At 67.2% G+C, this 23,698-nt stretch carries 28 protein-coding genes; 8 read left to right on the forward strand and 20 right to left on the reverse strand.

Translation table 11 applies throughout. The features are described 5' to 3' along the window. Positions 1-136: 136 nt before the first annotated feature. Positions 137-997, forward strand: coding sequence for a DUF6502 family protein (locus tag ACSQ86_RS14020; RefSeq protein WP_436308974.1), 861 nt, complete (start codon positions 137-139; stop codon positions 995-997). After that, on the forward strand, positions 994-2,346 hold the full coding sequence (locus ACSQ86_RS14025) for a DUF5666 domain-containing protein (RefSeq protein WP_436308975.1): 1,353 nt from the start codon (positions 994-996) through the stop codon (positions 2,344-2,346). The genes ACSQ86_RS14020 and ACSQ86_RS14025 overlap by 4 nt, the downstream gene beginning before the upstream one ends. A gap of 297 nt (positions 2,347-2,643) precedes the next feature. Here ACSQ86_RS14025 and ACSQ86_RS14030 read toward each other — a convergent pair whose 3' ends face one another. The 3 genes from ACSQ86_RS14030 to ACSQ86_RS14040 are packed head-to-tail and all read right to left on the reverse strand — an operon-like array spanning position 2,644 to position 5,709. Then, positions 2,644-3,291: a response regulator gene (locus tag ACSQ86_RS14030; RefSeq protein WP_093110154.1), complete on the reverse strand. Its 648-nt coding sequence runs from the start codon at positions 3,289-3,291 to the stop codon at positions 2,644-2,646. Continuing rightward, a complete protein-coding gene (locus ACSQ86_RS14035) occupies positions 3,288-4,667 on the reverse strand; it encodes an ATP-binding protein (RefSeq protein WP_436308976.1) in 1,380 nt (459 codons plus the stop codon). Before ACSQ86_RS14035 ends, ACSQ86_RS14030 begins: the two co-directional genes overlap by 4 nt. Before the next feature lie 4 nt (positions 4,668-4,671). After that, the gene (locus tag ACSQ86_RS14040; RefSeq protein ID WP_436304048.1) at positions 4,672-5,709 is read right to left on the reverse strand and encodes an alpha/beta fold hydrolase; all 1,038 of its coding nucleotides are present in this window, start codon (positions 5,707-5,709) and stop codon (positions 4,672-4,674) included. A 123-nt stretch (positions 5,710-5,832) separates the two neighbouring features. On the opposite strand from ACSQ86_RS14040, the gene pqqA reads away from it, so the two are divergent. The 5 genes from pqqA (at position 5,833) to pqqE (ending at position 9,118) form a co-directional block, all read left to right on the forward strand. Beyond that, positions 5,833-5,907 carry a pyrroloquinoline quinone precursor peptide PqqA gene (gene pqqA, locus ACSQ86_RS14045; RefSeq protein ID WP_010100094.1) on the forward strand — a complete coding sequence of 25 codons (75 nt, stop codon included), beginning with the start codon at positions 5,833-5,835 and terminating at the stop codon, positions 5,905-5,907. A gap of 73 nt (positions 5,908-5,980) precedes the next feature. Then, positions 5,981-6,901, forward strand: coding sequence for a pyrroloquinoline quinone biosynthesis protein PqqB (pqqB, locus tag ACSQ86_RS14050; RefSeq protein WP_436304049.1), 921 nt, complete (start codon positions 5,981-5,983; stop codon positions 6,899-6,901). Between the two features lie 23 nt (positions 6,902-6,924). After that, a complete protein-coding gene (gene pqqC / locus ACSQ86_RS14055; protein ID WP_436304050.1) occupies positions 6,925-7,689 on the forward strand; it encodes a pyrroloquinoline-quinone synthase PqqC in 765 nt (254 codons plus the stop codon). Next, the gene (gene pqqD, locus ACSQ86_RS14060) at positions 7,686-7,976 is read left to right on the forward strand and encodes a pyrroloquinoline quinone biosynthesis peptide chaperone PqqD (RefSeq protein ID WP_093110149.1); all 291 of its coding nucleotides are present in this window, start codon (positions 7,686-7,688) and stop codon (positions 7,974-7,976) included. Before pqqC ends, pqqD begins: the two co-directional genes overlap by 4 nt. After that, positions 7,973-9,118, forward strand: coding sequence for a pyrroloquinoline quinone biosynthesis protein PqqE (pqqE, locus tag ACSQ86_RS14065; RefSeq protein WP_436308977.1), 1,146 nt, complete (start codon positions 7,973-7,975; stop codon positions 9,116-9,118). Before pqqD ends, pqqE begins: the two co-directional genes overlap by 4 nt. A 298-nt stretch (positions 9,119-9,416) precedes the next feature. On the opposite strand, the gene ACSQ86_RS14070 is transcribed toward pqqE, so the two are convergent. The 4 genes from ACSQ86_RS14070 to ACSQ86_RS14085 all read right to left on the reverse strand — a co-directional run bounded on the left by ACSQ86_RS14070 (position 9,417) and on the right by ACSQ86_RS14085 (position 11,695). Continuing rightward, positions 9,417-10,229: a class I SAM-dependent methyltransferase gene (locus tag ACSQ86_RS14070; protein ID WP_436304052.1), complete on the reverse strand. Its 813-nt coding sequence runs from the start codon at positions 10,227-10,229 to the stop codon at positions 9,417-9,419. A 251-nt stretch (positions 10,230-10,480) separates the two neighbouring features. Then, positions 10,481-10,894, reverse strand: coding sequence for a GFA family protein (locus ACSQ86_RS14075; protein ID WP_436304053.1), 414 nt, complete (start codon positions 10,892-10,894; stop codon positions 10,481-10,483). A 40-nt stretch (positions 10,895-10,934) separates the two neighbouring features. Beyond that, the gene (locus tag ACSQ86_RS14080) at positions 10,935-11,399 is read right to left on the reverse strand and encodes an SRPBCC family protein (protein WP_436304054.1); all 465 of its coding nucleotides are present in this window, start codon (positions 11,397-11,399) and stop codon (positions 10,935-10,937) included. After that, positions 11,396-11,695 carry an ArsR/SmtB family transcription factor gene (locus ACSQ86_RS14085; protein ID WP_436308978.1) on the reverse strand — a complete coding sequence of 100 codons (300 nt, stop codon included), beginning with the start codon at positions 11,693-11,695 and terminating at the stop codon, positions 11,396-11,398. Before ACSQ86_RS14085 ends, ACSQ86_RS14080 begins: the two co-directional genes overlap by 4 nt. 47 nt (positions 11,696-11,742) lie before the next feature. Between ACSQ86_RS14085 and ACSQ86_RS14090 the strand changes: the two genes are divergently transcribed. Next, on the forward strand, positions 11,743-12,210 hold the full coding sequence (locus tag ACSQ86_RS14090) for a transposase (protein WP_436308979.1): 468 nt from the start codon (positions 11,743-11,745) through the stop codon (positions 12,208-12,210). Here ACSQ86_RS14090 and ACSQ86_RS14095 read toward each other — a convergent pair. The 13 genes from ACSQ86_RS14095 to ACSQ86_RS14155 all read right to left on the reverse strand — a co-directional run bounded on the left by ACSQ86_RS14095 (position 12,092) and on the right by ACSQ86_RS14155 (position 23,330). Beyond that, positions 12,092-13,090 carry a vWA domain-containing protein gene (locus ACSQ86_RS14095; protein WP_436308980.1) on the reverse strand — a complete coding sequence of 333 codons (999 nt, stop codon included), beginning with the start codon at positions 13,088-13,090 and terminating at the stop codon, positions 12,092-12,094. The two genes, ACSQ86_RS14090 and ACSQ86_RS14095, sit on opposite strands and share 119 nt — an antisense overlap. Continuing rightward, a complete protein-coding gene (locus ACSQ86_RS14100) occupies positions 13,087-13,638 on the reverse strand; it encodes an MxaK protein (protein ID WP_436290370.1) in 552 nt (183 codons plus the stop codon). Before ACSQ86_RS14100 ends, ACSQ86_RS14095 begins: the two co-directional genes overlap by 4 nt. After that, the gene (locus ACSQ86_RS14105) at positions 13,635-14,636 is read right to left on the reverse strand and encodes a vWA domain-containing protein (RefSeq protein WP_436304057.1); all 1,002 of its coding nucleotides are present in this window, start codon (positions 14,634-14,636) and stop codon (positions 13,635-13,637) included. Before ACSQ86_RS14105 ends, ACSQ86_RS14100 begins: the two co-directional genes overlap by 4 nt. 7 nt (positions 14,637-14,643) lie before the next feature. Continuing rightward, complete coding sequence (locus tag ACSQ86_RS14110) at positions 14,644-15,528, reverse strand: calcium incorporation protein MxaA (RefSeq protein ID WP_436308981.1); 885 nt, start codon at positions 15,526-15,528, stop codon at positions 14,644-14,646. Continuing rightward, positions 15,525-16,397: a DUF58 domain-containing protein gene (locus ACSQ86_RS14115; RefSeq protein ID WP_436304059.1), complete on the reverse strand. Its 873-nt coding sequence runs from the start codon at positions 16,395-16,397 to the stop codon at positions 15,525-15,527. Before ACSQ86_RS14115 ends, ACSQ86_RS14110 begins: the two co-directional genes overlap by 4 nt. A gap of 15 nt (positions 16,398-16,412) precedes the next feature. After that, positions 16,413-17,432 (reverse strand): AAA family ATPase, encoded by a 1,020-nt coding sequence (locus ACSQ86_RS14120; protein WP_436308982.1) that lies wholly within the window; start codon positions 17,430-17,432, stop codon positions 16,413-16,415. 23 nt (positions 17,433-17,455) lie between these two features. Further along, the gene (locus ACSQ86_RS14125; RefSeq protein WP_093110138.1) at positions 17,456-18,001 is read right to left on the reverse strand and encodes an SRPBCC family protein; all 546 of its coding nucleotides are present in this window, start codon (positions 17,999-18,001) and stop codon (positions 17,456-17,458) included. A 44-nt stretch (positions 18,002-18,045) separates the two neighbouring features. Beyond that, positions 18,046-19,029, reverse strand: coding sequence for a cytochrome D1 domain-containing protein (locus ACSQ86_RS14130; protein ID WP_436304061.1), 984 nt, complete (start codon positions 19,027-19,029; stop codon positions 18,046-18,048). A 24-nt stretch (positions 19,030-19,053) separates the two neighbouring features. Next, positions 19,054-19,422, reverse strand: a complete 369-nt coding sequence (locus ACSQ86_RS14135; RefSeq protein WP_244504004.1) for a hypothetical protein — start codon at positions 19,420-19,422, stop codon at positions 19,054-19,056. A 29-nt stretch (positions 19,423-19,451) separates the two neighbouring features. Beyond that, positions 19,452-20,135: a hypothetical protein gene (locus tag ACSQ86_RS14140; RefSeq protein WP_436304062.1), complete on the reverse strand. Its 684-nt coding sequence runs from the start codon at positions 20,133-20,135 to the stop codon at positions 19,452-19,454. Positions 20,136-20,163: 28 nt separating this feature from the next. Beyond that, entirely contained in the window at positions 20,164-21,054 is an 891-nt protein-coding gene (locus ACSQ86_RS14145; protein WP_436308983.1) for a substrate-binding domain-containing protein, read from the reverse strand. Then, on the reverse strand, positions 21,051-21,455 hold the full coding sequence (locus tag ACSQ86_RS14150; RefSeq protein WP_436308984.1) for a c-type cytochrome: 405 nt from the start codon (positions 21,453-21,455) through the stop codon (positions 21,051-21,053). Before ACSQ86_RS14150 ends, ACSQ86_RS14145 begins: the two co-directional genes overlap by 4 nt. A 99-nt stretch (positions 21,456-21,554) precedes the next feature. Next, positions 21,555-23,330: a methanol/ethanol family PQQ-dependent dehydrogenase gene (locus ACSQ86_RS14155; protein ID WP_436306295.1), complete on the reverse strand. Its 1,776-nt coding sequence runs from the start codon at positions 23,328-23,330 to the stop codon at positions 21,555-21,557. Positions 23,331-23,698 lie beyond the last annotated feature (368 nt).

The raw sequence follows: 23,698 nt of genomic DNA on the forward strand, positions 1-23,698 counted from the left end.
GGTTCCTGACACGCCTCGCAATAGAGAGAGGCTGCAACAGGCTGCAGCGCTGGGAGACAGACTTCATGGCCACGAAACCCACTGGATCGAAAGACGCCAAGCGTGATCAAGCCCGGCGTCGATCGATCTGCGACAGATGACGCAGACGACAGAAGGCCAACTCTCCTGGGTCCTCTCGGCTTGCGCACGCGTCATGCGGCCGTTGGTCAGGCTCGCGCTGGCCTTCGGCGTCAAGCATGCCCACCTGGAGGAACTGCTGCGCGACGTGCTGGTTGACGAAGCGCGCAGCGCTTGGCTCAAATCCAAGGGCGCCGAGCCGAACATCAGTCAGCTGTCGGTGACGACAGGCTTGAACCGCAAGGCGGTGACTGCCATGGTGCGTGAAGCGGAAGATCCGTTGCCGCACACCGGGATGTCGGCTGCGGCCAAGACCCTGACCTTGTGGCTGCACATGATCGACGAGGACCCTGCGCACCGGTCCCTGCCCATCGTGGCCGAAGCCCCGGCGTCATCGTTCGAAACCGTCGCCCGGCGCGCCAGCCGTGGCAACGTGCACCACCGCACCATCCTCGACGAGCTGGTGCGTTTGAACATGGCGATCGAGCACGAGGGCCGCGCCGAGCTCAACGCCACCGCCTTCGTTCCGGCGAAGGACTTGAAGACGATGCTCGCCTTCCTGGGCGACAACACGCGCGACCACCTGCTCGCGAGCGTGGCCAACACGCTCGGCGCAGAGCCGCCCTTGCTCGAACGATCGGTATTCGCAACCGGGATTCCGCTGGAGGACTGCGAACGCATCCACGAGCTCGTGCGCGAGCGGTGGAACGAACTTCACGGCGAGTTGACCCGGGAGATGACGCGCGCCTTCGACGAGGCCGAAAAGACAGCTTCGGGTCGCATCAGGATCGGCATCTACACCTACTACGAAAACGGCACACCCGAGTACGCTAAAAAGTCGGCCCCCGCTCCCTCCAAACGATCGCGAAGAAAGGCATGACGAGCACCTTGCTGCGCAACGGCTTTTTGGCACTGCTGATCGGCTTGCTGCTTTCTTGCGGCGGCGGTGGAGGCGGTGGCGGCGGCGCAGCTTTCGGGAGTGCCGGCAGCGCGGGATTCAGTGGCGGACTGATTCCCAGTGGCGAGGGCAGCCCCGCCGGCGGAGCAGGCGACGGCCAGGGCGGCGGCAGCTCGGGCAGCTCCGGCGCCGGCGGCGGCTCGAACGGCACCTCGACGGCCTCCAGCGGCGACAGTGGCTCGGGCGTGGGCTCCGGCGGCACCGGCGTGAGCACCGCCGATGCGGCCGGCATCGGCGGGGTCGATGGCGCGGGCAGCATCATCGTCAGCGGACTGCGCTACGACACGGACACCGCCGTCATCAACCTCGAGGATGCCGCATCCCTGCAGCTGGGAATGAGCGTGAAGGTCAGCGGGCCGGTCAACGCCGACTTCACGAGCGGCACGGCCCGCCGGGTCGATTCGGCTGCCGATATTCGCGGCCCGCTTTCATCGGTCGATCTGACGCAGGGCAGCTTCGTCATCATGGGCACCACGGTGACCACCGACAACGCCACCGTCTGGGCCGATGCGGCCGGGCTTGCTGCCATCGCACCCAACACGACGCTGCAGGTCTGGGGCCTGCCGGCGGCACCCGGCGTGCTGCGTGCGACGCGCGTGGAGCAACACGGCCCCTCGGCACCGATCCTCACCGGCACGGTCCAGAACCTCGATCAGGCACGACGCACCTTCACGCTCGGCGGCTTCCTCGTCGACTACAGCGTCGCGGCCCTGAGTGGCAGCCCCGACGGGCGCCCGCCTGCCAACGGCACCCTCGTGCGCGTGCGCGCGAGCACCGCCCTGCCGGGCCGCCTGCCTGCCACCCTCGTGCAGTGGTGGTACCCGGTGCCGACGGCGAACGCCACGCCGGTCCAGCTCGCAGGCGTCGTCACCGACTACGCGGGACTGGGTTCGCTTCGGGTGCTGGGCACGCCGGTGGACGCCTCTTCCGCGCAGATCACCGGCGGGCTCGCGGACTCGGTCGGCAATGGTGTGAAGGTGGACGTTGCCGGCACGATGTCCAACGGCATCCTCAAGGCCACCAAGCTCAAGATCAGGCATATCCCTGGCACCGGCGGGCCGGCATCGTTCATCCTGATCGGGGCCATCGGCAACTTCAGCTCCGCCTCGAGCTTCCGGGTACGAGGACAACCCGTGAATGCCGGCGGCCCGGGCGTCGTGTTCGTCAACGGCACCGCGTCGAACCTGGGCAACGGGGTGCGCGTGAGCGTCGAGGGCGCGCAGGTCGTCGATGGCGTGCTGATCGCCACGCGCGTCAGCTTCAATCCATAGGCACATGACCGATCGCGTGAGCTGATGGGTGGACGCCTACCTGGCCGAGTGATCCCGCATGTCCGAAGGGCCTGTCGAGCTTGGTCAAGCGGCCACCTGAACTTCGGCTTTGGCCTAAGCCGTCCTACCCTAGCCGCATCCGCGACGCTCACCTTCGAGCCTCAAGGCTGGTATTCCGCCTATCGATGAAAACGGTCATGGCGTGACATTGTCGTCGGGCAATCAGAAATGAACATGCTGGTTCGGGCAGAGCACGAGCGCCTTCCGAGGTTTGAACGCGCGGCGTCCGCGCGCTATCTAGACCTGGATCAGTCCCCAGCGCAGCGCGACCCAGGTCAGCTCCGCCTGGTTGCTCGCGCCCAGCTTCTGCTTAACGCGGTAGAGGTGCGAGCCGACCGTGCTGATCGAGAGGTTCAGCGTGGCGGCGATCTGCGCCACGGTCATGCCGCGCGCGAGCTGGATGAAGACCGAGAACTCGCGCTCGCTGAGCAATTCGGCCGGATTGGCGTCGCCCTCGATCTGCGCTGTCGCCAGCGCCTGCGCAGTATGGGCGTCGATGTAGCGTTCGCCGCGCGCCACCGCTTTCACCGCGGCGATCAGCGCCTCGGGCGCGCTGCGTTTGGCCAGGTAGCCGAGGGCACCCGCGCGCAGCACGCGGCGCGGGTGAGCGGTGTCCTCGTGCGCCGACAGCGCGAGCACGCGCGCCTTCGGATCGTGGGCGAGCAGGCGCCGCAGGGCTTCAAGGCCGCCCATGCCGGGCATCGACAGGTCCATCACCACCACGTCGGGCCGCACCTGCGGATAGTCCTGGCAGGCCTGCTCGCCGGTGTCGGCTTCGGTCACGACGTCGATCTGCGCGTCGGCCAGCAGCATGCGAAAGCCCATGCGCACCAGCGCATGGTCGTCGACGAGCATCACTCGGATTGCTTGGGTCGCTTGGGTCATGGGTTCTCCGCGACGGCCGCCGGCAAGGGCAGGCGCACCGTCAGTTGGGCACCGTTCGGCGCGGCGGGTTCCAGGTGCAATTCGCCACCCAGGCTTTCGATGCGCTCGGCGAGCCAGCGCAGGCCATAGTGGCCCGCGCCCGTTTCCCGGGTGGCTTCAGGGCCCGGCAGGCCGCGCCCGTCGTCGGTGAGCGAGAGCTTCACCGCTTCTTCGTCGCGATGCAAGGCAAGCACGATCCGGCGCGCCTGTCCGTGACGCAGCGCGTTGGTGATGCCCTCCTGCGCGGCGCGGTACAGCACGAGCGCCGCGTCGGTGTCCATCGGCACGCGGTCGAGTTCGAGCCCGAGCTGCCATTCGATCTGTACTTCGCTGTGGCTCGTTCGCGTGCGTTCGACCAGATCCTCGAGCGCGGCCACCAGTCCGAACTTGTCGAGCACCAGCGGGGTCAGGCGTGGAATCATGCCGTGCATCGCGGTGTAGAGACGCGCCGATTCGTCGGCGATCACCCGCGCCGCCTGCTCTGCCTGTGGATCGAGTGCCTGCATGCGCTTGGCGATCGACAAGGCCATGCTGCGCATCGCAGTGACCGACTGCCCGAGCTCATCGTGCAGTTCGCGCGCGATCAGCCGTCGTTCCTGTTCGATCTTCTGGTCGACCCACCGGCCGAGTTCGCGGCTTTCGGACAGGCGGCTCTCCGCCCGCACTGCCCGCCGCTCGGTCTCGATGTGCTGCTGCAGCATGCCGACCATGCGGTTGAAGGCGGCGCCGATGGCCGCCGCCTCGGTCCCGGGCAGGGCGTGCAGCGCGACATCGAAACGCCCGCTCTCGAGCTGGTTCAGCGCGTCCACGATGTCCGCGAACGGGCGTGTGGCGCGTCCCACGAGCCAGAACACGAGCGCATTGACGATCAGCAGCAGGCCGAGCGCGCTGAGCATCAGTAGCGCGGCACTGTCCCAGGCATCGAGCACCGCGCGCGAGGCGTTGGAACGCACGATAAGCTTGCCGCCGGGAAAGGCGATGGACATTTGCGTCGGCGCAGGCGAGACGAGGCCGGCGAACCAGTGCGGCGCATCGCGGCCGGCCTTGTAGACCGAGGTCGGCGAGCTGTACAGCACTTGCTCCTCGTCATCGAGCAGCGTGATGTCGTTGGAGCGCACGCGGCCGACGCCCTGCAGGAAAGCCAGCATTGCCGGCGTGCCTTGGGCCGCGTAGAGCCACGCCGTCCGGTTCAGCAGCTGCGCAGCCACGCGATTGGCCGCCACCACTTCCTCCTGCACCGATTCGCGCATGGCGCGCAGCTGCAGGGCGAGCATGGCGGCGACGAACAGCAGGGTCAGCAGGCTCACGATCAGGTTGATCTTCAGGCGCAGCGTCATGTCGTTAACAGGCCCTAGCGCCGAAGCGGCCGTGCAGCGCGTAGCTGTCGAGTGCGGCGACCATCGCAGAGGCCATCGCCGGATGCGCCGGATCGTGGCCCGCACCGTCGACCCATCGAAGCTGGCCGTGCACGAGGCGCTCATGCACGGCCTGCGCGGCGTCCGGCCGGCAGACGCGGTCGTCGCGGGAATGCAGCAGCAAGGTAGGCACCTGCGGCAGCGCGCCGAGGCGATCGAGCAGCGGGGGCGCGTCGAGCCAGCAGCGGTGGATCAGGTAGTGGCTCTGCACGCGGTAGCGGTCCACCAGCGCGTCCAGCATTTCTAGCTCGGGTTCGATCCCGTCGGATGGCGCGGCCGCGCCGCCGGCCAGCGTTTGCTCCCAGCGCCACCACGCGAGGGCGAGTCGCCGGTGTAGGTCCGCGTTGTCGACGGTCGGCGCCTGCTGGAGGGCGCGGGCCAGAAAACCCAGCATGTCGTGGCGCTGATCGGCCGGCGCCACCGCCGCGAACCGCGCCCAGGCGGCGGGCGCGCGGCCCGGCGTGTCCTGGAAGAAGGCCTCGATCTCCTCGGTCGTGGGGAGGAACACCGAGCGCAGCAGCAGGGCCGCCACCGCCTGCGGCTCGAAGCCCGCATAGGCGAGCGCCAGCGTGGCTCCCCAGGAGCCGCCGGCCACCAGCCAGCGCGGCACCTCGAGCTGCTCGCGCACCATGCGCAGGTCTTGCAGCAGCTCGGCCGTGCGGTTGTGCGCGGTCGCGCCGCGCGGACGGCTCATCCCGGCGCCGCGCTGGTCGACGCTGATCACGCGAAAGCGCGACGGATCGAAGAAGCGGCGCAAGAGCGGCGAGCTGCCCGAACCGGGCCCGCCGTGCAGCACGAGCGCGCAAATGCCCGCCGGATCGCCGCTTTCCTCCACATGCAGCACATGGCCGTGCGGCACCGCCAGTGCATGGGTGCGCAGGGGCGGCGATTCGGGGTACAGGCCAGAAGGGAGCACGGGGCCATGGTAAGCGCCGGCCCCTTCGCCGCTATTCATGAAAATCATGAAGTGCGATTCATGATTTCATGGCTGGAGCGCGGCGGCCCCGCAGTCCAAGATGCGCCAGGGACACCACGGATCCCCGCGGCGGCCGACCGGCGCCGTGCAACGCTTCCAGGAGACACACACATGAAATGGGAAACCCCGACGGCCACTGATCTTCGCTTCGGCTTCGAGATCACGATGTACGTCAGCGCCCGCTGAGTTGCGCGCCTCGTGACAACCCGCCCCGGCACTCCCGGGGCGGGTTGTTTCGCCCCCTTTTTTCTCTTCTTCGATGCGCATCACTGTTCTGGGCTCGGCCGCCGGCGGTGGCTTTCCTCAATGGAACTGCAACTGCCCCAATTGCGCAGGCGTGCGCGCAAGCACGGTGCGCGCCAAGCCGCGCACGCAGTCCTCGATCTTCGTGCGGCCCGACGAGGGCGACGACGGCGTCCTGTTCAACGCCTCGCCCGATATCCTGGAGCAGATCCGCAGCAACCCGGTGCTGCAGCCGGCGCGCAAGCTGCGCGACAGCGCCATCGCCGGTGTGGTGCTGATCGACGGGCAGGTCGACCATGCCACGGGGCTTTTCATGCTGCGCGAGCGCGGCACGCCGCTGCCGCTGTGGTGCACCGACCCGGTGGCGGAAGACCTGAGCCAGGGCAATCCGGTGCTGCGCGTGCTGTCGCACTACTGCGGCGTGGCGCGAAGCCCGATCGCGATCGACGGCAGCGCCTTCGAGGTGCCCGGCGTGCCCGATCTGGTCTTTCGCGCGCTGGCGCTGAGCGGCAAGGCGGCGCCGTATTCGCCGCACCGCGAGCATCCGGTTGCCGGCGACAACATCGGCGTCACGATTCGCGACCGCAAGAGCGGCAGGAGCGTGTTCTACGCGCCGGGCCTGGGCGCCATCACGCCGCCGGTGTTCGACGCCATGGCGAATGCCGACGTCGTCATGGTGGACGGCACCTTCTGGACCGACGACGAGATGATCCGCCTGGGCGTCGGCGCCAAGCGGGCGCGCGAGATCGGCCATCTTCCGCAGTCGGGCGAGGGCGGCATGATCGAATGGCTCGCGCGGCTGCCCGCGAGCACGCGGCGCATGCTGATCCACATCAACAACACCAATCCCATCCTAGACGAGGACTCCGATGAGCATGCCGCGCTGCGGCGCGCGGGCATCGAGGCCTGCGAGGACGGGATGACGATCCAGCTCTGAGAGCGCGGAGCCCCACACACACCATGCATGCCGACAGGATTCAAGACCCGGTTCGCCCGGCCACCGACAGCGACAAAAGCGCGCCGGCATGGAGCCGCGAGGAATTCGAAGTCCGGCTGCGCGAGCGCGGCCGCAGCTACCACATCCATCATCCGTTCAACGTGATGCTCAACAGCGGCCGGGCCACGCCCGAGCAGGTCCGCGGCTGGGTGGCGAACCGCTTCTACTACCAGATCGCGATCCCGATCAAGGATGCGGCGGTGCTCTCGAACTGCCCCGACCAGGAAGTGCGCCGCGGCTGGGTGCAGCGCATCCTCGACCATGATGGCTTCGAACTCGGCGGCGTGAAGGATGAGGGCGGCATCGAGGCCTGGCTGCGCCTCGCGGAGGCCGTCGGACTGGCACGCGAGGAGGTGCGCGACCTGCGCCACGTGGTGCCCGCCGTGCGCTTTGCGGTAGATGCTTACGTGAATTTCGCGCGCCGTGCGCCGTGGCAGGAGGCGGTGTGCTCCTCGCTCACCGAACTCTTCGCGCCCGAGATTCACAAGCAGCGCCTGGCCACCTGGCCGGCGCACTATGCATGGATCGAGCCGGCCGGGCTGGACTACTTCCGCAACCGCGTGAGCCAGGCTCGGCGCGACGTCGAGCAGGGCCTGGCAATCACGCTCGATCACTTCGACACCCGGGCGCTGCAGGAGCGCGCGCTGGAGGTGCTGCAGTTCAAGCTCGACATCCTGTGGGCCATGAACGATGCGATGGCGACGCGCTACGGCGTGAACAGCGCATGAGCGAGAACAAGAAAGTGTTGACCCCCGAGAGCAGGCCCCGCGTCGGTCCCGGCTTTCGCCTGCAATGGGAGCCGGTGCAGGACTGCCACGTGCTGCTCTATCCCGAGGGCATGGTGCGGCTCAACGGCAGCGCGGGCGAGATCATGAAGCGCTGCGACGGTGAAAGCAGCATCGCCGCGATCGTGGCCGACCTGGAGCAGGCCTTCGACACCACCGGGCTCGAGCCCGAAGTGCGGGGCTTCGTCGAGATGGCGGCGCAGCAGAACTGGCTGCGGTGGGACGCATGACGCAGCTGCCACGCCCCGGGCCGCCGCTCTGGCTGCTGGCCGAGCTGACCTACCGCTGCCCGCTGCATTGCGTGTTCTGCTTCAACCCGGTCGATTTCGCGCAGCAGGACAGCGAGCTCGGCACCGAGGACTGGCTGCGGGTGCTGCGCGAGGGCCGGGAGCTCGGCGCCGTGCAGTGCGGCCTCTCGGGCGGCGAGCCGCTCTTGCGCGACGACCTGGAGATCATCGTCGCCGAGGCCAAGCGGCTGGGCTACTACACCAATCTGCTGACCTCCGGCGTGGGCCTGAGCGCGGATCGCGCCGCCGCGTTGAAGGCCGCGGGGCTCGACCACGTGCAGCTGTCGTTCCAGGATTCCACGCGCGAGATGAACGACTTCCTCTCGCACACCAAGACCTTCGAGTTGAAGAACCGGGTGGCGAAGATCATCAAGGACCAGGGCTGGCCGATGGTGCTGAACGTGGTGATCCACCGCATGAACATCGACCACATCGACCGCATCATCGAGATGGCGCACGAGATGGGCGCCGAGTACCTCGAACTCGCGAACACCCAGTACTACTCGTGGGCCTTCTTGAACCGCGACCAGCTGCTGCCCACGCATGAACAACTGCGCCACGCCGAAGAGGTGACCGATGCCTGGCGCGCCCGGCTGGACGAGCGCATGCGCATCTTCTTCGTCGCGCCCGACTACCACGAGGGGCGCGCCAAGAAGTGCGTCAACGGCTGGGGCAGCATGTTCCTCACCGTGGCACCGGACGGCACGGCGCTGCCATGCCACACCGCCAAGATGCTGCCGGGCCTCGAGTTTCCGAACGTGAAGGCGCACAGCCTGCGCGAGATCTGGTTCGATTCGGAGGGCTTCAACCGCTACCGCGGCACCGGCTGGATGAAGGAGCCCTGCGCGAGCTGCGATATGCGCGAACAGGACCTGGGCGGCTGCCGCTGCCAGGCCTACCTGCTGGCCAACGACGCGGCCGCCGCCGATCCGGTGTGCGCGAAGAGCCCCGACCACCACCGGGTGGTGGAGGCGGTGCAGCGCGCGGCTGCGCGCGACCCGGCCGGCCCGGTCGAACATCCGCTGGTGTTTCGCGATCCCGCCAATTCGCGCCGCCTCGCCGCACCCGTCACGCCGGGTGCGTGAGGGCGTGCGGCATGTCGCGGGCCGCTTTCTTTCGCCGCTGTCGACCCGCGACCAACGTTGGAGGGGGCAGGGGCGTCGCTGCCGGCCCAGGCTTATGCGCAGATCTGCCAGGCCAGTTTGAACTGGCTGCGCAGCGCAGTTTGAATATGCGAACTTGACTGCTACGACGACGCGAAGAGGTGACGAAAGGACTGTCTCAATGCCTCTTTCGCGTACGCTTCCGTGCATGGGTCCTGCAAGTTGATAGCAGGCCTCCGCTTTTCTCCATTGGCAGGGTCTGCCACCGAAGAGACGCGCTCTACGCAGGAGCCGTGCCCTTGACGGCCCAAGCGAGCGCTGCGTAGGAGCGTCGGCCATCTGCTTCGCCGTCGAGATAGGCTGCCTCGACAGCGTCGCGCAGCCGCGCGCGCTCGACCTGGCCAAGCGTGGCGACGTATTCTGCGCCAGGACCGTCCTTGCCCTCGAAGGGCGCCCAGTAGTCCGCGAACGAAGCGAACTCCATTCGGATGGAGAGTGTCGTCTCAACCACATTCTTGAACCCGGCGTCGCGCCACGCCCGGGCCAGTTCGCCGGGCCGCGTCATCGGCCGTGTGTAGTTGCGGGCGCGGCGCGCCCTCGCTTCCAGGTCGAGTGCAGCGGCCGTGTCGAAGAACAAGCGGTTGGCGACCCAGCCGCCACGCGCGTCCCATACAGCCGCACCGACGATACTTCCAGGCTTGGCGACGCGCCGCATCTCGGCAATGGCCTTACCTGCCTCCGGAACGAAGTGCAAGACCAGGAGCGAGAGAACGCGGTCGAAGCTCTGCTCCGGGAAGGGCAGCGCACAGGCGTCGGCCACATTGAAGACGATGCGCGCATCTTGGTTGTGGCGCCTGGCATGTTCGACATAGGGCTCAGCGATGTCCACGCCCCGCACTTCGCCAGCGCCGGTGCGGCGGGCCACCGCAAAGGCCAGATGGCCTGTGCCGCAGCCGACATCGAGTACGCGGTCGCCGTCCGCGGTTCCGACGAAGTCCAGGAAAGGCAGCGCGAGGCGCCGGCTCCAACGGCCCATCAGCTGTTCGTAGCCATCGCCTTCGGCGGCGACGAAGCTCGAAGAAGTGGTGTTCATCGGCAGTTCCTTCGCACGGCTGGGCGCAGTGCCTGCCAGATGCTATGACGCTGTTGATTGCAACGTCAACGTCTTTGAAGGGTAGCTGGGACGACCTCACCCGGACAGGCAAAACGTGTAGTTCACCGACCAGAGCTAGCGCGCGCTGCCGCCCGTTCTGTGGACGCCGGCCTAAGTTTCTTGATAGTTCTCGAGCTGCATCGGACCGACATGCCCGAGCGCCGAATACCGGCGAGTCCCGCCGACTTCGCTCATCCCGGCGGCATCTTGTCGAATGCCAGCAGTTCGGGGTCGAGGTGGTCCCACGCCAGGGCGCGCATGCGGTAGGCCACCAGCTGCGGCTTGTAGCGGCTCGGGTCGTCCAGGCTTGCCGCGTGCACGGTGAAGATCTGCGGCATGGCCGAGAACCCCAGGTAGACCGGTGAGCCGCATCGGGGGCAGAAGCCGCGGGTCTTCACGTTGCCGCTGTCGGCAACCATGTCCCATTGCGTAGCATCGCCCGTGAGTTTCACGCCGGCGCCGGCGAAGGTCAGATAAGAGCCGTGGCCGGTGCCGCTCATGCGCTGGCAGTCGCGGCACTGGCAGTGGATCATCACCAGCGGGTCGCCGGGGATCTCGTAGCGGATCGCGCCGCAGGCGCATCCGCCGGTATAGGCGTCACTCATGTTCTTCCTCCTGTCTTAAGGTGGTGTTTGAGGTCGCGCGTCAGTGCGGCCCGTTGGCGAAGTTGCTCAGGTTGGGGACGACCTTGCGCCAGCCATCGCGCATGTTCTGGAACGCGGTGTCGTTGGTGGGCGTCACGAAGCCTGAATGCACGAGCTTCAATCGCGTGCCTTGCGGGACCTTGGCCAGCGTGAAGGTGACGAGCGTGTCCAGCCGCGAACCGTAGCCGTTGTTGCTCTCATGGCCGCCCTTCCAGGCGTAGACGAAGCGCTCGTTCGGGACGACCTCCAACACTTCGCAGTGGATGGTGCCGTCCCAAGCGCCGGCCGGCTTGGTCTGGTACGTGAAGCGCGTGCCCTGCACGGGCGCGAAGCCGCGCGGCTCCATCAGCCAGCGTGCGATCAGCGTGCCTGTGGTCAAGATCTTCCAGATGGTCTCGGGCGCGTGGGGAAACACTTCGTCGACCACGATGTCTTGCGTGGCGGATTTCAAGGCGGCGTCGTTCATGGGTCGATTTCTTTCAAGAGGGTTCGGAGGTCGGCAAAGCGCTTGCGCCAGAACACGCCGTAGTGGCCCATCCAGTCGGCAAGCGGCGCCAGGCCTTTGGGGTCGGCGCGATAGAAGACGTTGCGGCCCTGCGCGCGGTCCACCACCAGGCCCGCCCGCTTGAGCGAGCCCAGGTGCTGCGAAATGGCGGACTGCGTCACGCCGCTGCCCTGGGTCAACTCCACCACGCTGATTTCGTGCGCGTGCGCGATCCGCTCGAAGACGGCCCGCCGGGTGGGGTCGGCAAGCGTGCGCATGACGGTGTCGAGGGGGGCGGTTTGCATCATGGGATTTATATTAGCGAATGCTAATTAATAAGTCAACGCTAATTTGTTTGACTTCTGCCAAACCCCGTTCAACCCGGACGGCGATTTCCCTTTCGCCGAAGCAGAGGCCAGTTCGCCCGCCAGCCAATGAGGCAGACGTTGAGCAGGTAGCCGATCTGCTGCACGGTAAGGAAGAAGCTGTATGGGCCGACTCCGGCTATCGCGGAGCGCAAGGCCGCGTCAAACGCGACGACCTGCAATGGCACATCGCGGCGCGGCCCAGCGACATCGCCAAGTTGCCCGAGGGCAGAGCGAAGATTCGAGCCCAGAGGCTAGAGCACCGCAAGGCCAGCATTCGGGCGAAGGTGGAGCACCCGTTCCGGGTGGTCAAGCGCCAGTTCGGCTTGCAGAGGGTGCGCTTTCGGGGCCTGCAGAAGAACACGGCCCATCTGAATGATCTTGGCGGACGCGTAACCGCAGTGGCTGCCAGCCACGCAGCAGGCTGAAATCCGGCGCGAATCGCCAGGCCAGCAGCAGCAAGGCGAGCACGGCCGGGATCCAGCGCAGGTCAATGTCTGCCGCCTGGCTCTGTGCGAAGCGGCGGTCCAGCATGGCCGTCCTCAGCGCGTCCGGTGTGCGCAGGCGCCGGTAGTTCACGCCGACGAGCTTGGCCAGCGCTTGCAGATGGTCCTGGCGCAGCTCGGAAAGATGCTCGTGGTTCTGCGTGCCGCCGATGGCGGAGCCCTGCACCACGTCCTCCGGCTTCCAGTAGCCGGCGGGCTCGCCGCTGCTGCCGGTCTTCGGAATCGGCACCGGCACGTCGCCGCCGACGCCGACGAGCCAGCCCTGCACCTCGCCGGGCGTGACGTCGACCATCGGCGGTGTTTCGTTGGCCCGCAGCGGCGGCGACTCCTGCCCGTCGCTGATGAAGACGAAGCTGGTGTGCGGGCCGATGGTCCTGGCGCCGCGCACGGCCCAGGTCACGCCCTTGCCGACGTTGCTGGCGTTGGCCCAGCGCATGCGGGCATCGATGCGTTCGAGCGAGGCCAGCAGCTCTTCGTAGTGGCTGCAGACCTCGATCGGCGCGAGGATCACCAGCGAGCGGTAGTCCGCGAAGACGCTCCAGCCCACCTTGGAACCGCACGGCAACGCACCCAGCACATCGCGCATGGCTGCGCGCGCCAGCGTCAGCCGGCTGACCGCAGCATGGTTGAGTTCGACGTCCTCGACGTTCATGCTCTGCGTGATGTCGAAGCTGACCTGCCACTCGAACACCGGGCGCTGCAGCTGCACACGCGGCGGCCAGACCGCCAGTGCGAGCAACAGCAAGGCCGCCAACAGCGGCCAGCTGCCGCTGCTGCCGACGCGCCGCCAGGCGGCGTTCACGGCAAGTCCCCGGCGACGAATCCGGGGACCCGGACCCGGCGCTGCTCGACCGACTGTTGCTGCTCGGCGGAAAAGGCTTCCTGCTCTTCCGGCGCCAGGCGCAGCGCGCGCTCCAGGTTGTAGCGCGCATCCCAGTCCTGCGGCGCCGCGCGCAGCAGGTCGCGCAATCGCTGCTTGCCCAGTTCGAACAGCGGCTCGGCGCCAGTCTGCTGCGCCAGGCCTTGCCGCAGGTACATGTTGCCGAGATTGAAGAGCGCCTGCTGCGCGATGAGGTCGCGTTCGCCATTCTGGAGCAGGCCCGCATAGCCTTTGAGCGCGGCGTCGTGATTGCCGGCCTTCGAGAGGGCCAGCGCCTGCGCCAGCTGCAGCTCGCGCGCAGACCGGAGAGGAATCCCCGTCGCATCCTTGCCGGCAGGCGCATCGGCGATGCGGGCGATCTCGGCATTGAGGCCCGTCGTCTGTCGCAAACGCAAGCCCCGCTCCAGCGCCGCGCCCGCGCAGCACAGGCTCAGAACGCCGAAGACCAGGTGAACGGTGCGTCGCTTCATGGGCTTGCCCGCCAGCTTTGAAGCTGCAGCGCGCGGCAGGCGAGCAGGCCGGCGCAGCACAGCATCGCTGCAAGGTAGAAGGCGCCACCGTGGTCGCGCCGCGGTACCCGCTCGTGGATGGTCAGCGGGAAGTTCTGCTGCCGGTCGATCTCGGCCATCGCCGCGGCCATGGCGTTGGAGTCGTCCACCTGGTACAGCCGGTAGGGCGTGCTCAGCGTCTTGAAGAATTGGTGCAGCGCCAGTTCTTCGCCGAGGCCGTAGGCCGATGCCGTCCCGGTGTTGAGGTTGGGAGAGTTCGGGCCGCTGCGCACGTAGATCCAGTACAGGCCGATCTTCTCGCGCGCGAGGCCTGCCTGGATGCGTTGGCGCGTGGCCTCGTCGAGCTGGGCGCCGCCGTCGGAGACGATCAGGATCACGCGGCTTCCCGAGTAGCTGCGGTTTTCGAATTCCTCGATGGCGGCCAGGAGCGCGACACCCATGCGGGTTTCGGGCAGGCCGCGCCCGATGGCGCTGGCGGCGAGCGCGGCCTGTACCGTGTCCGTCTTCTGCGTGAAGGGCACGACGGCGATCGGCACCGTGCTGAAGGTCATGAAGGCGAAGCGGTTGTCGGGCCGCTTCGCGACGAAGTCGCTCAGCAGGTCACGCACGACCTTGGCTTTGGGCTCCTGCGACATGCGGCCCGCCGTTTGCAGGCCGTTGGTGTGAACCGTCGCATCCATGCTGCTGCTGCGGTCCATCAGGATCAGCACCTCGGCGCCTCGGCCGGTGCGCTGCACCTGGGCGCCCGACTGCCCGGGACCGGCGAGTCCGAGCACGGTCAGCGCGATGGCTGCGACCGCGAAGCCGCGCCAGAGGAAACCCGCGACGCGGCCGATGCGGTCGGCCGGCAGCCAGGCCAGGTACGGGAAGTCCAGCGTATCGCTGCGCCGGCGCAGCAGCGGCAGCAGCGCGAGCGGCAGCAGAACGAGCATCCAGAGCTGGGCGAAGTCGAAGCGCATGGTTCGCCTAGCGCCGGTGGCGCTTCTCCGCATCGCGCAGGGCCCGGCACAGCGGTCTGAGCGGGTAGGGGGAATCGCTCTCTGCTGCGGCAGCGTCGCCGGCGAAGAAGCGCCTCGTGGATTCGCGGTAGAAGTCCTCGAGCCGCGCCTGGAGCGGGCGCAGATAGGGCGCCTCGGCCAGCAGCCGCGGCAGGCTGGCGCCGTGGACCACGTGCCCGGCACTGGTGTTCAGTGCGCGATGCACGACGCGCCAGGCTTGCGCGCTCCCCGGGTCGCCGATGCGCTTGAGTTCGCGCCAGGCCTGCGCGAAAGGAAGGTGCCGCGCTTCCCGCGCGTTGCGCCAGGCCCACCAGGCGAACCAAGCCAGCAGCACGCCCAGCAAGGTGGCGAGCGAAAGCCTCATCTGCCGCTCGATGGCATCGGTCGGAAGCGCAGCGACCGGGCGGTCAGGGCGCAGCGGCTGCAGATCGCCCTGGCCGAACACGTCCGGCGGCGTCAGCGGCGCGATGCTGACTGCCCACGCGGGCAGCGCGAGCGTCGGGCCCGAGGCAGTGGCGATGCTCATTGCCGGCAGCGCAATGGCGCTCAGCGCGCGCGGCGCGTTGACGAGTTGGTAGTCGATGGCCAGCCAGCGCCGTCCTTGCGCATCGGTTTCGATCCGCGGAGGTCTGCGCTCCAGCCAGAGGTCGATCCGTGCTGCGGCCGGCAGGGCGCCGGCCTGGAGGGGGCGGCCCGCATGCTCGAGCAGCACGCGCTGCGTCAGGACGTCGCCCAGCACATGGCCGAAGCTGCGCGGCTGTTCGACCGTGGCGGCGACCGGGTCGGCACTCAGCGCAACACCGGTACTGACGCCTAGCGCCACCGCCATCACCGCCGCCCGGATGGCCTTCATGCCGCCGTCTCCATGAAGTAGCGTGTGAGGGCCTCGGCGTCGAAGCTGCCGTGCAGATGGAAGGGCGGCATGCCGTGCGCGTCGAACAAGGTCCTGAGTTCGGCGCGCCGTGTTGCGACAGCCTCGCGCCATCGCGTGCGCAGTGACTCGCGCATCCACAGGCTGCGCCGCACGCCCGTTTCGGCATCGCTGAGGGCAACCAGCGCGCGCTCGTGCGGTGGCTCGGTCTCGGCCGGGTCCCAGGCCACCACCGGGACGACGCAGGCCGGCGCCAGCTGATCGAGCAGCTCACCGAGGGCAGTGACCGGCCAATGGAAATCGGAGGCAAGAAACACCAGGCCGCCGCGGCCGACCAGGCGTTCGGTCGTGCGCCGCAGGCCGTCGAGCGCGCTGCCGTGCGGCACCATGCCCGGTGCCGCACGGCAGTCGCGCAGCATGCGCGCCATCAGGCTGCCGTTGCCGCGGCTGTGGCGCGCGGGCACGAACAGATCGTCGCGCTCGCGCTGGTCGAAAGCCAGCAGGCCCACCGAGTCGCCGGTGCGGAATGCGCTGTAGCCCAATGCCTCGGCGAGATCGGCCACCACGTCGAGCTTGCGCCTGTCGGCACCGAAATGCATCGAGGCCGAGACATCCACCACCAGATGCACGGGGATCGCCACGCGCAGCCGGTGGATGCGCACCAGCCAGTCGCCGCGGCCGTCGCGAACGCTGGCGCGCAGGTCGATGCGCCGCGGATCGGGATGGTCGAAGAGCCGCCGGTGCGCGGCGAACTCCTGTCCGCTGCCCTGGCTCAGGCCGCGCTGCGCACCCGGGCGCCAACCGCCGAAGCGAAGCGGCAGCCGATAGTGGAATTCGTCGACGCGGTCCATCGCTGCCTCGATGTTTCAAGGCGCGGCGATCTTGTCCATGATCTGCATCACCAGCGCCTCCGACAGCTCGGCCCGGCGCAGCTCGTAGACCGGCGTGAAGAAGATCCGGTGCCCGAGCACAGAAGGCAGCACAGCCGTCAGATCGGCGGGCTCCAGGTGCGCGCGCCCCTCGAGCCAGGCCACGGTGCGCGCCGCGCGCAGCAGCGCACTCATGCCGCGCGGGCTGGCGCCGGCGAGGATCAGGCGATCCATGTCCACGCCGTCGAGCCGGATGCCGAACTTTTGCGGCGTCTCGCTGGCCTCCCACAGGTCGAGCACATAGCGCTCGATGGTCTTGCTGGCGCGCACCGTGCGCTGCACCTGCGCGCCGATGGCGTTGAGCCGGTCCCAGGGCAGGATGGCCGGCGCCACCTTGTCGATCAGGCCTTCGGTGTCGTGGAATGCGGTGTCGAACACCAGCGACTGGCGAATGCCGCGGTCGGCGGGCTTGGGCATGTTCAGCTCGAACATGAAGCGGTCGCGCGCCGCCGACGCCAGCTCGAAAGTCTCTTCGCGCTCGACCTTGTTGCGATCGGCGAAGACCGTCATGTGCGGAAAGCTGTACTCGCGGTCGAAGGCGGAGACGGTGCGCTCGGCCATCGCACGCAGCAGCAGCGACTGGACCTGCGGCCGGGCCCGGTTGATCTCGTTGAAGAAGAAGGTGACCAGCCGTTCGCCGTGGCGCAGCAGAGGTCCCGGATCGATGCGCGGGCGTCCTTGGGCATCGACGTAGGTGTGATAGACCAGGTCGCCCGGCATCAGGTCGACCGTGCCCTCGACGCGCTCGAAATCGCCGCCGATGGCGCGCGAGAAGGCGCGCAGCACCGTGGTCTTGCCGACGCCGACATCGCCTTCGAGCAGCACGTGGCCGCGCGCGAACAGCGCGACGTTGATGAGGCGGATCGTCTGCGTCTGCCCGATCACCGCCTTCGCGACCTCGTCCTCGACGCGCAGCGCGAGATGGCGCCAGTCTTCGAGTTGTTCTTGAAAGCCCATGGTGCTGGTTCCGAGCGGGCCCGCTATTTGGATTCCATCAGCTTCTTCAGGTTGCCGAGTCCGCTGCGGTAGACGCCGGTGACGGCCTTCAGCGCAGCCTCGTCGTTGAGTTCCGGCGGCGGGTTGTTGTTCGGAAAGCCGCGATAGAAGGCGCCGCGCCACTCCACGACGGACTTGCCGCCGTCGGCGACGACGGAGAGCGTGGAGGTGTAGTTCGTCACCGGCAGCGCACCGCCGTCCTTGGCGCGGTAGCTGTACTTCTTCTGCGCGTCGTCGTAGCTTTCGAGCGCCTCGACGAGCGTGCCGCCATCCTTGAGCTTGAGGGTTCTCACCGAGCCTTCGGTGTTGCCCTTGTCGGCGGTGCTTTCCGCCACGGCCGGATGCCAGTCCTTCAGCGCGTTGAAGTTCTTGATCTTGGCCCAGACGGCGTCGGCCGGCGCCTCGACGGTGACTTTTTCGGTCACCTTCTGGCGCGTCGGGCCGTGGGCCAGGCTGGAGGCCGATGCGGCAAGAAGCAGGGACGCGGCGAGGATCGAGAGAGCCCGTCGGCCGGGAGCGTGTGTCAGCATGGATGTTCTGCGATGGGTTGAGAAAAGGGTCGCTCTGATAATCCTCAGGGATCGATCGGCGCGCCGATGAAGGCGCCGAACGCGCGGCTGTTCTGCCCTGTGGCGATGGTCTTGAGCTTGCGTCCGCTGCCGGCATCCAGCACCTGCACGTTGTCGTCCATCCAGTTCACGACATAGACGCGGTCCGCGTGCGCGGCGATGCCCTCGGGATAGGCGAAGCCGGGGAGGGTGCGCCGCACCCGCAGCGAATCGGCGTCGACCACGCTGACGGTGTCGTCGCGCTGGTTGGTCACGAACAGCAGCGCACCGCCTTGCGCCAGTGCCGCGCCGTACGGGGACTTGCCGACCTTCACGGTCGCGATGACGGCCGGCCGCCGCGTGTCGCGCATGTCGATCACGGAGATGTCGTCGCTCTGCACGTTGAGCGCGTAGAGCCGTGCGCGCGGCGCGTCGTAGAGCAGCGCGAAGGGGTGGCTGCCGACACGCACGCGCGCCAGGACTCGCCGCTTGGCCGTGTCGATCACGGCCACGCTGTCGTCGTCGCGCTCGGCCACGAACACGGTGGCGCTGTCGGTGTGCGCGGCCACGCCGGCGGGCGCCCGGCCCACTGGAATCGAGGCCAGGGGCGGCGCGGCGCCGCTGCCGCGCGCGTCGAACACCAGCAGCCGGGCACCGTACCAGTCGGCGACGTACAGGTGCCGGCCATCGCCCGAGATGTCGAGGCCCACCGGGCCGTCTCCCGCAGCCAGCGTGTTCACGACCTTCTGTTGCCGCATGTCGATGACCGAAATGGTCTTGCTGTCGGGGTTGGACACGAAGGCGCGGCCCGCACGGTCGGACGCCACCACGCCGGCCGGCGACCGGCCGACGGCGACGGTGGCCACGACCTGCTGCGAGGCGAGGTCGATGACGGACACGTCATGGCTTCCCTGGTTGGTGATGTAGGCGAAGGGCGAGGACCAGGCCGAAGTGCACAGCATCAAGGCAGCGATCCATCCGTGGCGCACAGGTGTTGCGGTGCCCGTCATGGCTGTGCGCTTTTCGGGCGCCGTTCAGCGTCCGTTGGCCGGGCCGATGAAGCAGCCCTTTTTCACCTTGGCCTGGAGCGCGCGGTAGCGCTTGATGTCGGCCTGCAGCTTTTCCGAATCGCGGATGTAGCCGCCGCGCTCGCCGCCGATGGTGGTGGCCTTGCTCGCGGTGCTCAGCTGCACGTAGTCCGCGTATTTCACCTCCTTGGCGAGCGCGTCGAGCGCGCACGAGCACTTGTTGATCATCTCGAAGGTACTGGTGCCGGGATGTGCGGCCATGCATTCCTGCACGTAGAGCACTCGGTCCACGGTGGGGAAATCGTTCGCGAGCGCGGCGCCATGCGCGGCCATCGGCAGGCCGAGAAAGCAGAGAAGGCGGAGGGTTTTCTTCATGAGGTTCGCCAGGTTTCGAAAGAGTGGCGCTAGCGCGCCGGCGCCTTGGCACCCTCGATGAGGAGTTCCTCGACGAGGAGGGGCTTGGCGGCCAGGCCTTCGCCCTGGATCTGCGTCCGGATGCCATAGACGCCCCCGGGCACTGCGGCCGAGAGCAGGAAGCGATAGTTCTTCTTCGCGAATTTTTCGTACCTCGGCCGGTTCGGATCGTCCAGGAACGGGCTGAACACGATCTCCTTGCCCTTGACCGTGCGCCCCTGGTAGCGCATCGTCGCGTCGCGCACTTCGGCACCCTGGTAGACCGCCATGCGCAGGCGCTTGCGGAAATGATTCTCGGAGCCCCCGGTGAGGCGCTTCATCTCGCGCACGTCATGCTCGAGGAAGTAGAGGATGACGGGGTTGCCGGCGGCTGCCGGCACATCGGGCACCTGCAGCTTGCGCTCTCCGCTCAGGAATGCACCCTTGGCATCGCAGCAGCTGCCGTCGGCCTTGGCGCTCAGGCCCACCGTGACGCTGTCGACAAAACCCTCTTCGAGACTGCCTGTCTTGCTGAAGGTGTAGCGCAGCAGGGTCGGCGCCTGCACGCTCTGCAGCTGCGGGGTCATGAACAGCAGGCGCTCCGCGACCGAGAAGTCGGGCTTCTCGCCCTCGGCCCGGGAGGCCAGTGGCGAGACGAGCAAGGCGCAAAGCGAGGCGGCGACGGCGAAGCGCATGGAAGTCGGCTTGGAGTCTGTACAGGCTCTAGTTATTGGGCGCCCCGAACGATGCATCGACCAGCGGGACCCCGTATTCCTTGAGGATCGCCTGGATCTCGGGCGCCTTGGATTCGATCAGCCCCTCGACCTGCTGCTTCCATTCGCGTTCGCCGTAGCGCACGCCCATGGCCATCTGGTAGTCGAGCCGGATTCCCTTTTCGGACTTCAGCGGCACCACGACCAGGGCCGGCGTCTTGACGCGCTGGGCAAAGAAGCCGGCGATCGGACCCCAGACGACGACGGCGTCGAGCTTGCCCTCGGCCAGGTCCCGCTCGACGATCTCGCCCGGATACTGCGCCGGGTCGGCGCTCATGAGCTTGTAAGGCACGCCTTGTTCGAGCAGGCCGTGCCGGTTGAGCCATTGCGAGGCCGGCGAGCGGTCGTAGATGCCGATGCGCAGCGCCTTCAGCTTGGCCGGATCGAGCTTGAGGAAATCCTCGGCCGAGGCCACGTGGTCCATTCCCTTGCCCTTGGGGAAAACCAGGGCATAGGTCGAGCGGTAGTAGGGCTTGGTGACGGAGACCTCGTCGAGGCCGACCGGCACGCCCATCACGATGTCGCAGGGGTAGTCCTGTCCCGGCAGCTTGAAGCGCAGCGTGTTGCGGAAGAAGGCCAGCCGCTGCGGGAACGAGTAGTAGGTCACCGGAAGTCCGAGCGCCTTGCCGAACAGCTCGGCAATGCGGTTCTCGATGCCCTCGCCCTTGGTGTTGGAGAAGGGCATGTTGTTCGGATCCTGGCACACGCGCAGCGCCTTGCGCGCCGGCGTGTCCTGGGCCACGGCGGGAATCAGCGCGCAACAGCATGCCGCGCCCACGACGCCCGCGCGCAGGCGGGCGGCGATGGGCCGGGGCCTGCCAGCGGGCTGCCGGACGGTCATTTGTTTTCTTCCACTCTGGCGCGGGTGATCGCGCCGTCGGATCGGCCCTTGAGGTAGGCGTAGAGCTGGTTGATGTTGTCCATCACCGCGGGGTTGTTGCCGAAGCTCTGCATGCCCTTGTCGAGCTTTCCGTCGCGCACGATCTTGACGAACTCTTCCTTCTTCAGCGTCTTCAGGCTGTTGATGAGAGAAGGGCCGACCATGCCTTCCTGGTTGGGACCGTGGCAGCGATCGCAGGCGGCGGAGCGCCAGGCGCGAAATCCCTTCATGGTTTCCGGGTCCACCTTGTAGCCCTCGGTTACTTTGTAAGGCGCCGGGTCTGTCGCTGCGAAGGCCATTGTGCAGGCCACGCCGGCGAGCAGAAGAAGGGACGGCAGCAACGTTGACGTACGAAATTTCATGGCTCCTGGGTCTCCGATATCTTTGGGAAAGTAGAGGGGAGAGCCCTCTCATGAGTGCTCTCCCGGCCCGCCCGCACATCGCGGCTTGCGGCTTGCGGCTCAGTTGCTCGGCAGCGCGAACACGGTCAGCGAACCGCCGAGCTCGGTGAACTGGCTCAGCTCCTTGTAGCCGCCGACAGCGCCGAGTCCTTCGGTGCTCTTCTCTGGATCGATGCCCGCTGCCATGCCGATGCCGGCCCAGCCGCCGATGCCGGAGAGGACGCCAATGAACTGCTTGCCCTTGTGCTCATAGGTGAACACGTTGCCGATGATGCCTGACGGGGTCTTGAACTTGAAGAGCTCCTTCTTGATGTCCTTGGCATCGACGCACTTGAGATAGCCCTCCAGCGTGCCGTAGCAGGAGATCCCGCCGGCGGTGTTCAGCGAACCGCTCCACACCGAGAACTTCTCCGCCTTGCTTTGCACGATCTTGCCGGTGCCGGCGTCCCAGGTGATGTAGTTGCCCATGCCGCCATGGCTGCCCGGCGTGGGATACATCGAGAGCGTGGCGCCCACGTAGGGCTGGCCAGCCGTGTATTCGACCTTGAACGGCTCGTAGTCCATGCAGACGTGGTTCGTCGGCACGTAGAAGAGCTTGGTGTTGGGGTCGTAGGAAGCCGGTTGCTGGTCCTTGCTGCCCAGCGCCGCGGGGCAGACGCCCTTGGTATTGACATCGGCACCGTTCTGCGCGGTCGAGTACTTGGCCACCACCTGCGGCCGGCCGGTCTTCATGTCGACGTGCGAGGCCCAGTTCACCTTGGGGTCGAATTTTTCGGCCACCAGCAGCGCACCGGTCACGCGGTCCAGCGTGTAGGCGAAGCCGTTGCGGTCGAAGTGCACCAGCGCCTTGGTCGGCTTGCCTTTGACGTTGATGTCCGCCAGGATCATTTCATTGATGCCGTCGAAGTCCCATTCGTCGAACGGCGTCATCTGGTACACCCAGTTAACCTTGCCGGTGTCCACGTCGCGCGACCAGATGCTCATCGACCACTTGTTGTCGCCGGGGCGCTGCGAAGGGTTCCAGGTCGACGGGTTGCCGGTGCCGTAGTACACGGCGTTGGTGGCCTTGTCGTAGCTGTACCAGCCCCAGGTGGTGCCGCCGCCTATCTTCCACTGGTCGCCCTTCCAGGTTTTCAGCGAAGAGTCCTTGCCGACCGGCGCGAGCTTGCCGTCGGTCCAGGTCATGGTCTTGCCGGGGTCCATCAGCATCTCTTCGTCCGGCCCGGTGCTGTAGCCTTTCCAGGCCAGCTTGCCATCCTTGATGTTGTAGGCAGCCAGGAAGCCACGCACGCCGAACTCGCCGCCGCTGATGCCGGTGATGACCTTGTCCTTGAAGACATGGGGCGCGTTGGTGTTGGTGGCGCCGACCTTCGGATCGCCGTTCTTCACCGACCACGCCACCTTGCCGGTCTTGGCGTCGAGTGCGACCAGGGTGGTGTCGGCCTGTTGCAGGAAGACCTTGCCCTCGGCATAGGCCAGGCCGCGGTTCACCGTGTCGCAACACATGACCGCGATCACCGACTGATCCTGCTTCGGCTCGTACTTCCACAGGATCTTCTGGGTTTCGACGTCGAGCGCGAACACCTTGTTCGGAAACGGCGAGTGCAGGTACATCGTGCCGTCGACCACCAGGGGCGAGCCCTCGTGGCCGCGCAGCACGCCGGTAGAGAAGGTCCATGCGACCTGCATCTTGCCGACGTTGCTCTTGGTGATCTGGTTCAACTTGCTGTAGCGCTGGTTGAACATATCGCCCGCTTGCATCGCCCAGTTCTTCGAGTTCGCGACGTTCTTCTCTACATCGGCATTGGCAAGCGCCAAGGCCGGAAGAGCAAGCATCGCGACACCGACGTGCCGCACGAGACGGCCGACGATCTGCCTGGAAAATTTCATAAATGTCTCCTCACATTTGACAGTGGGTATCGAACACGAATTGGCAGCAGCCTTCGGATCTATTCGATCGGTTTGGCGAAGGCTGCGGACCGCAACATCCATGCCCACCATGCCGCCACCCAGTCGTCGAGCTCACCGATGCGGCTTCGATCGGCAGGGTGCGCTGTCTCCTCGGCGGATGCCGGTTTTCGAGGACTGCAAGAGGACTATCGGACCTAGGGAAATCCCCAGCGTTGGATGCCTTCGCCGCGCCGCACGTCACGCGTCGCGGCGGCAATGCGCCGCATGCGCATCCAAATTTGACGCAAAGTGTC

This window comes from Variovorax sp. LjRoot130 (genome assembly GCF_964253755.1).
In the GTDB taxonomy this organism is placed as follows: domain Bacteria; phylum Pseudomonadota; class Gammaproteobacteria; order Burkholderiales; family Burkholderiaceae_C; genus Variovorax.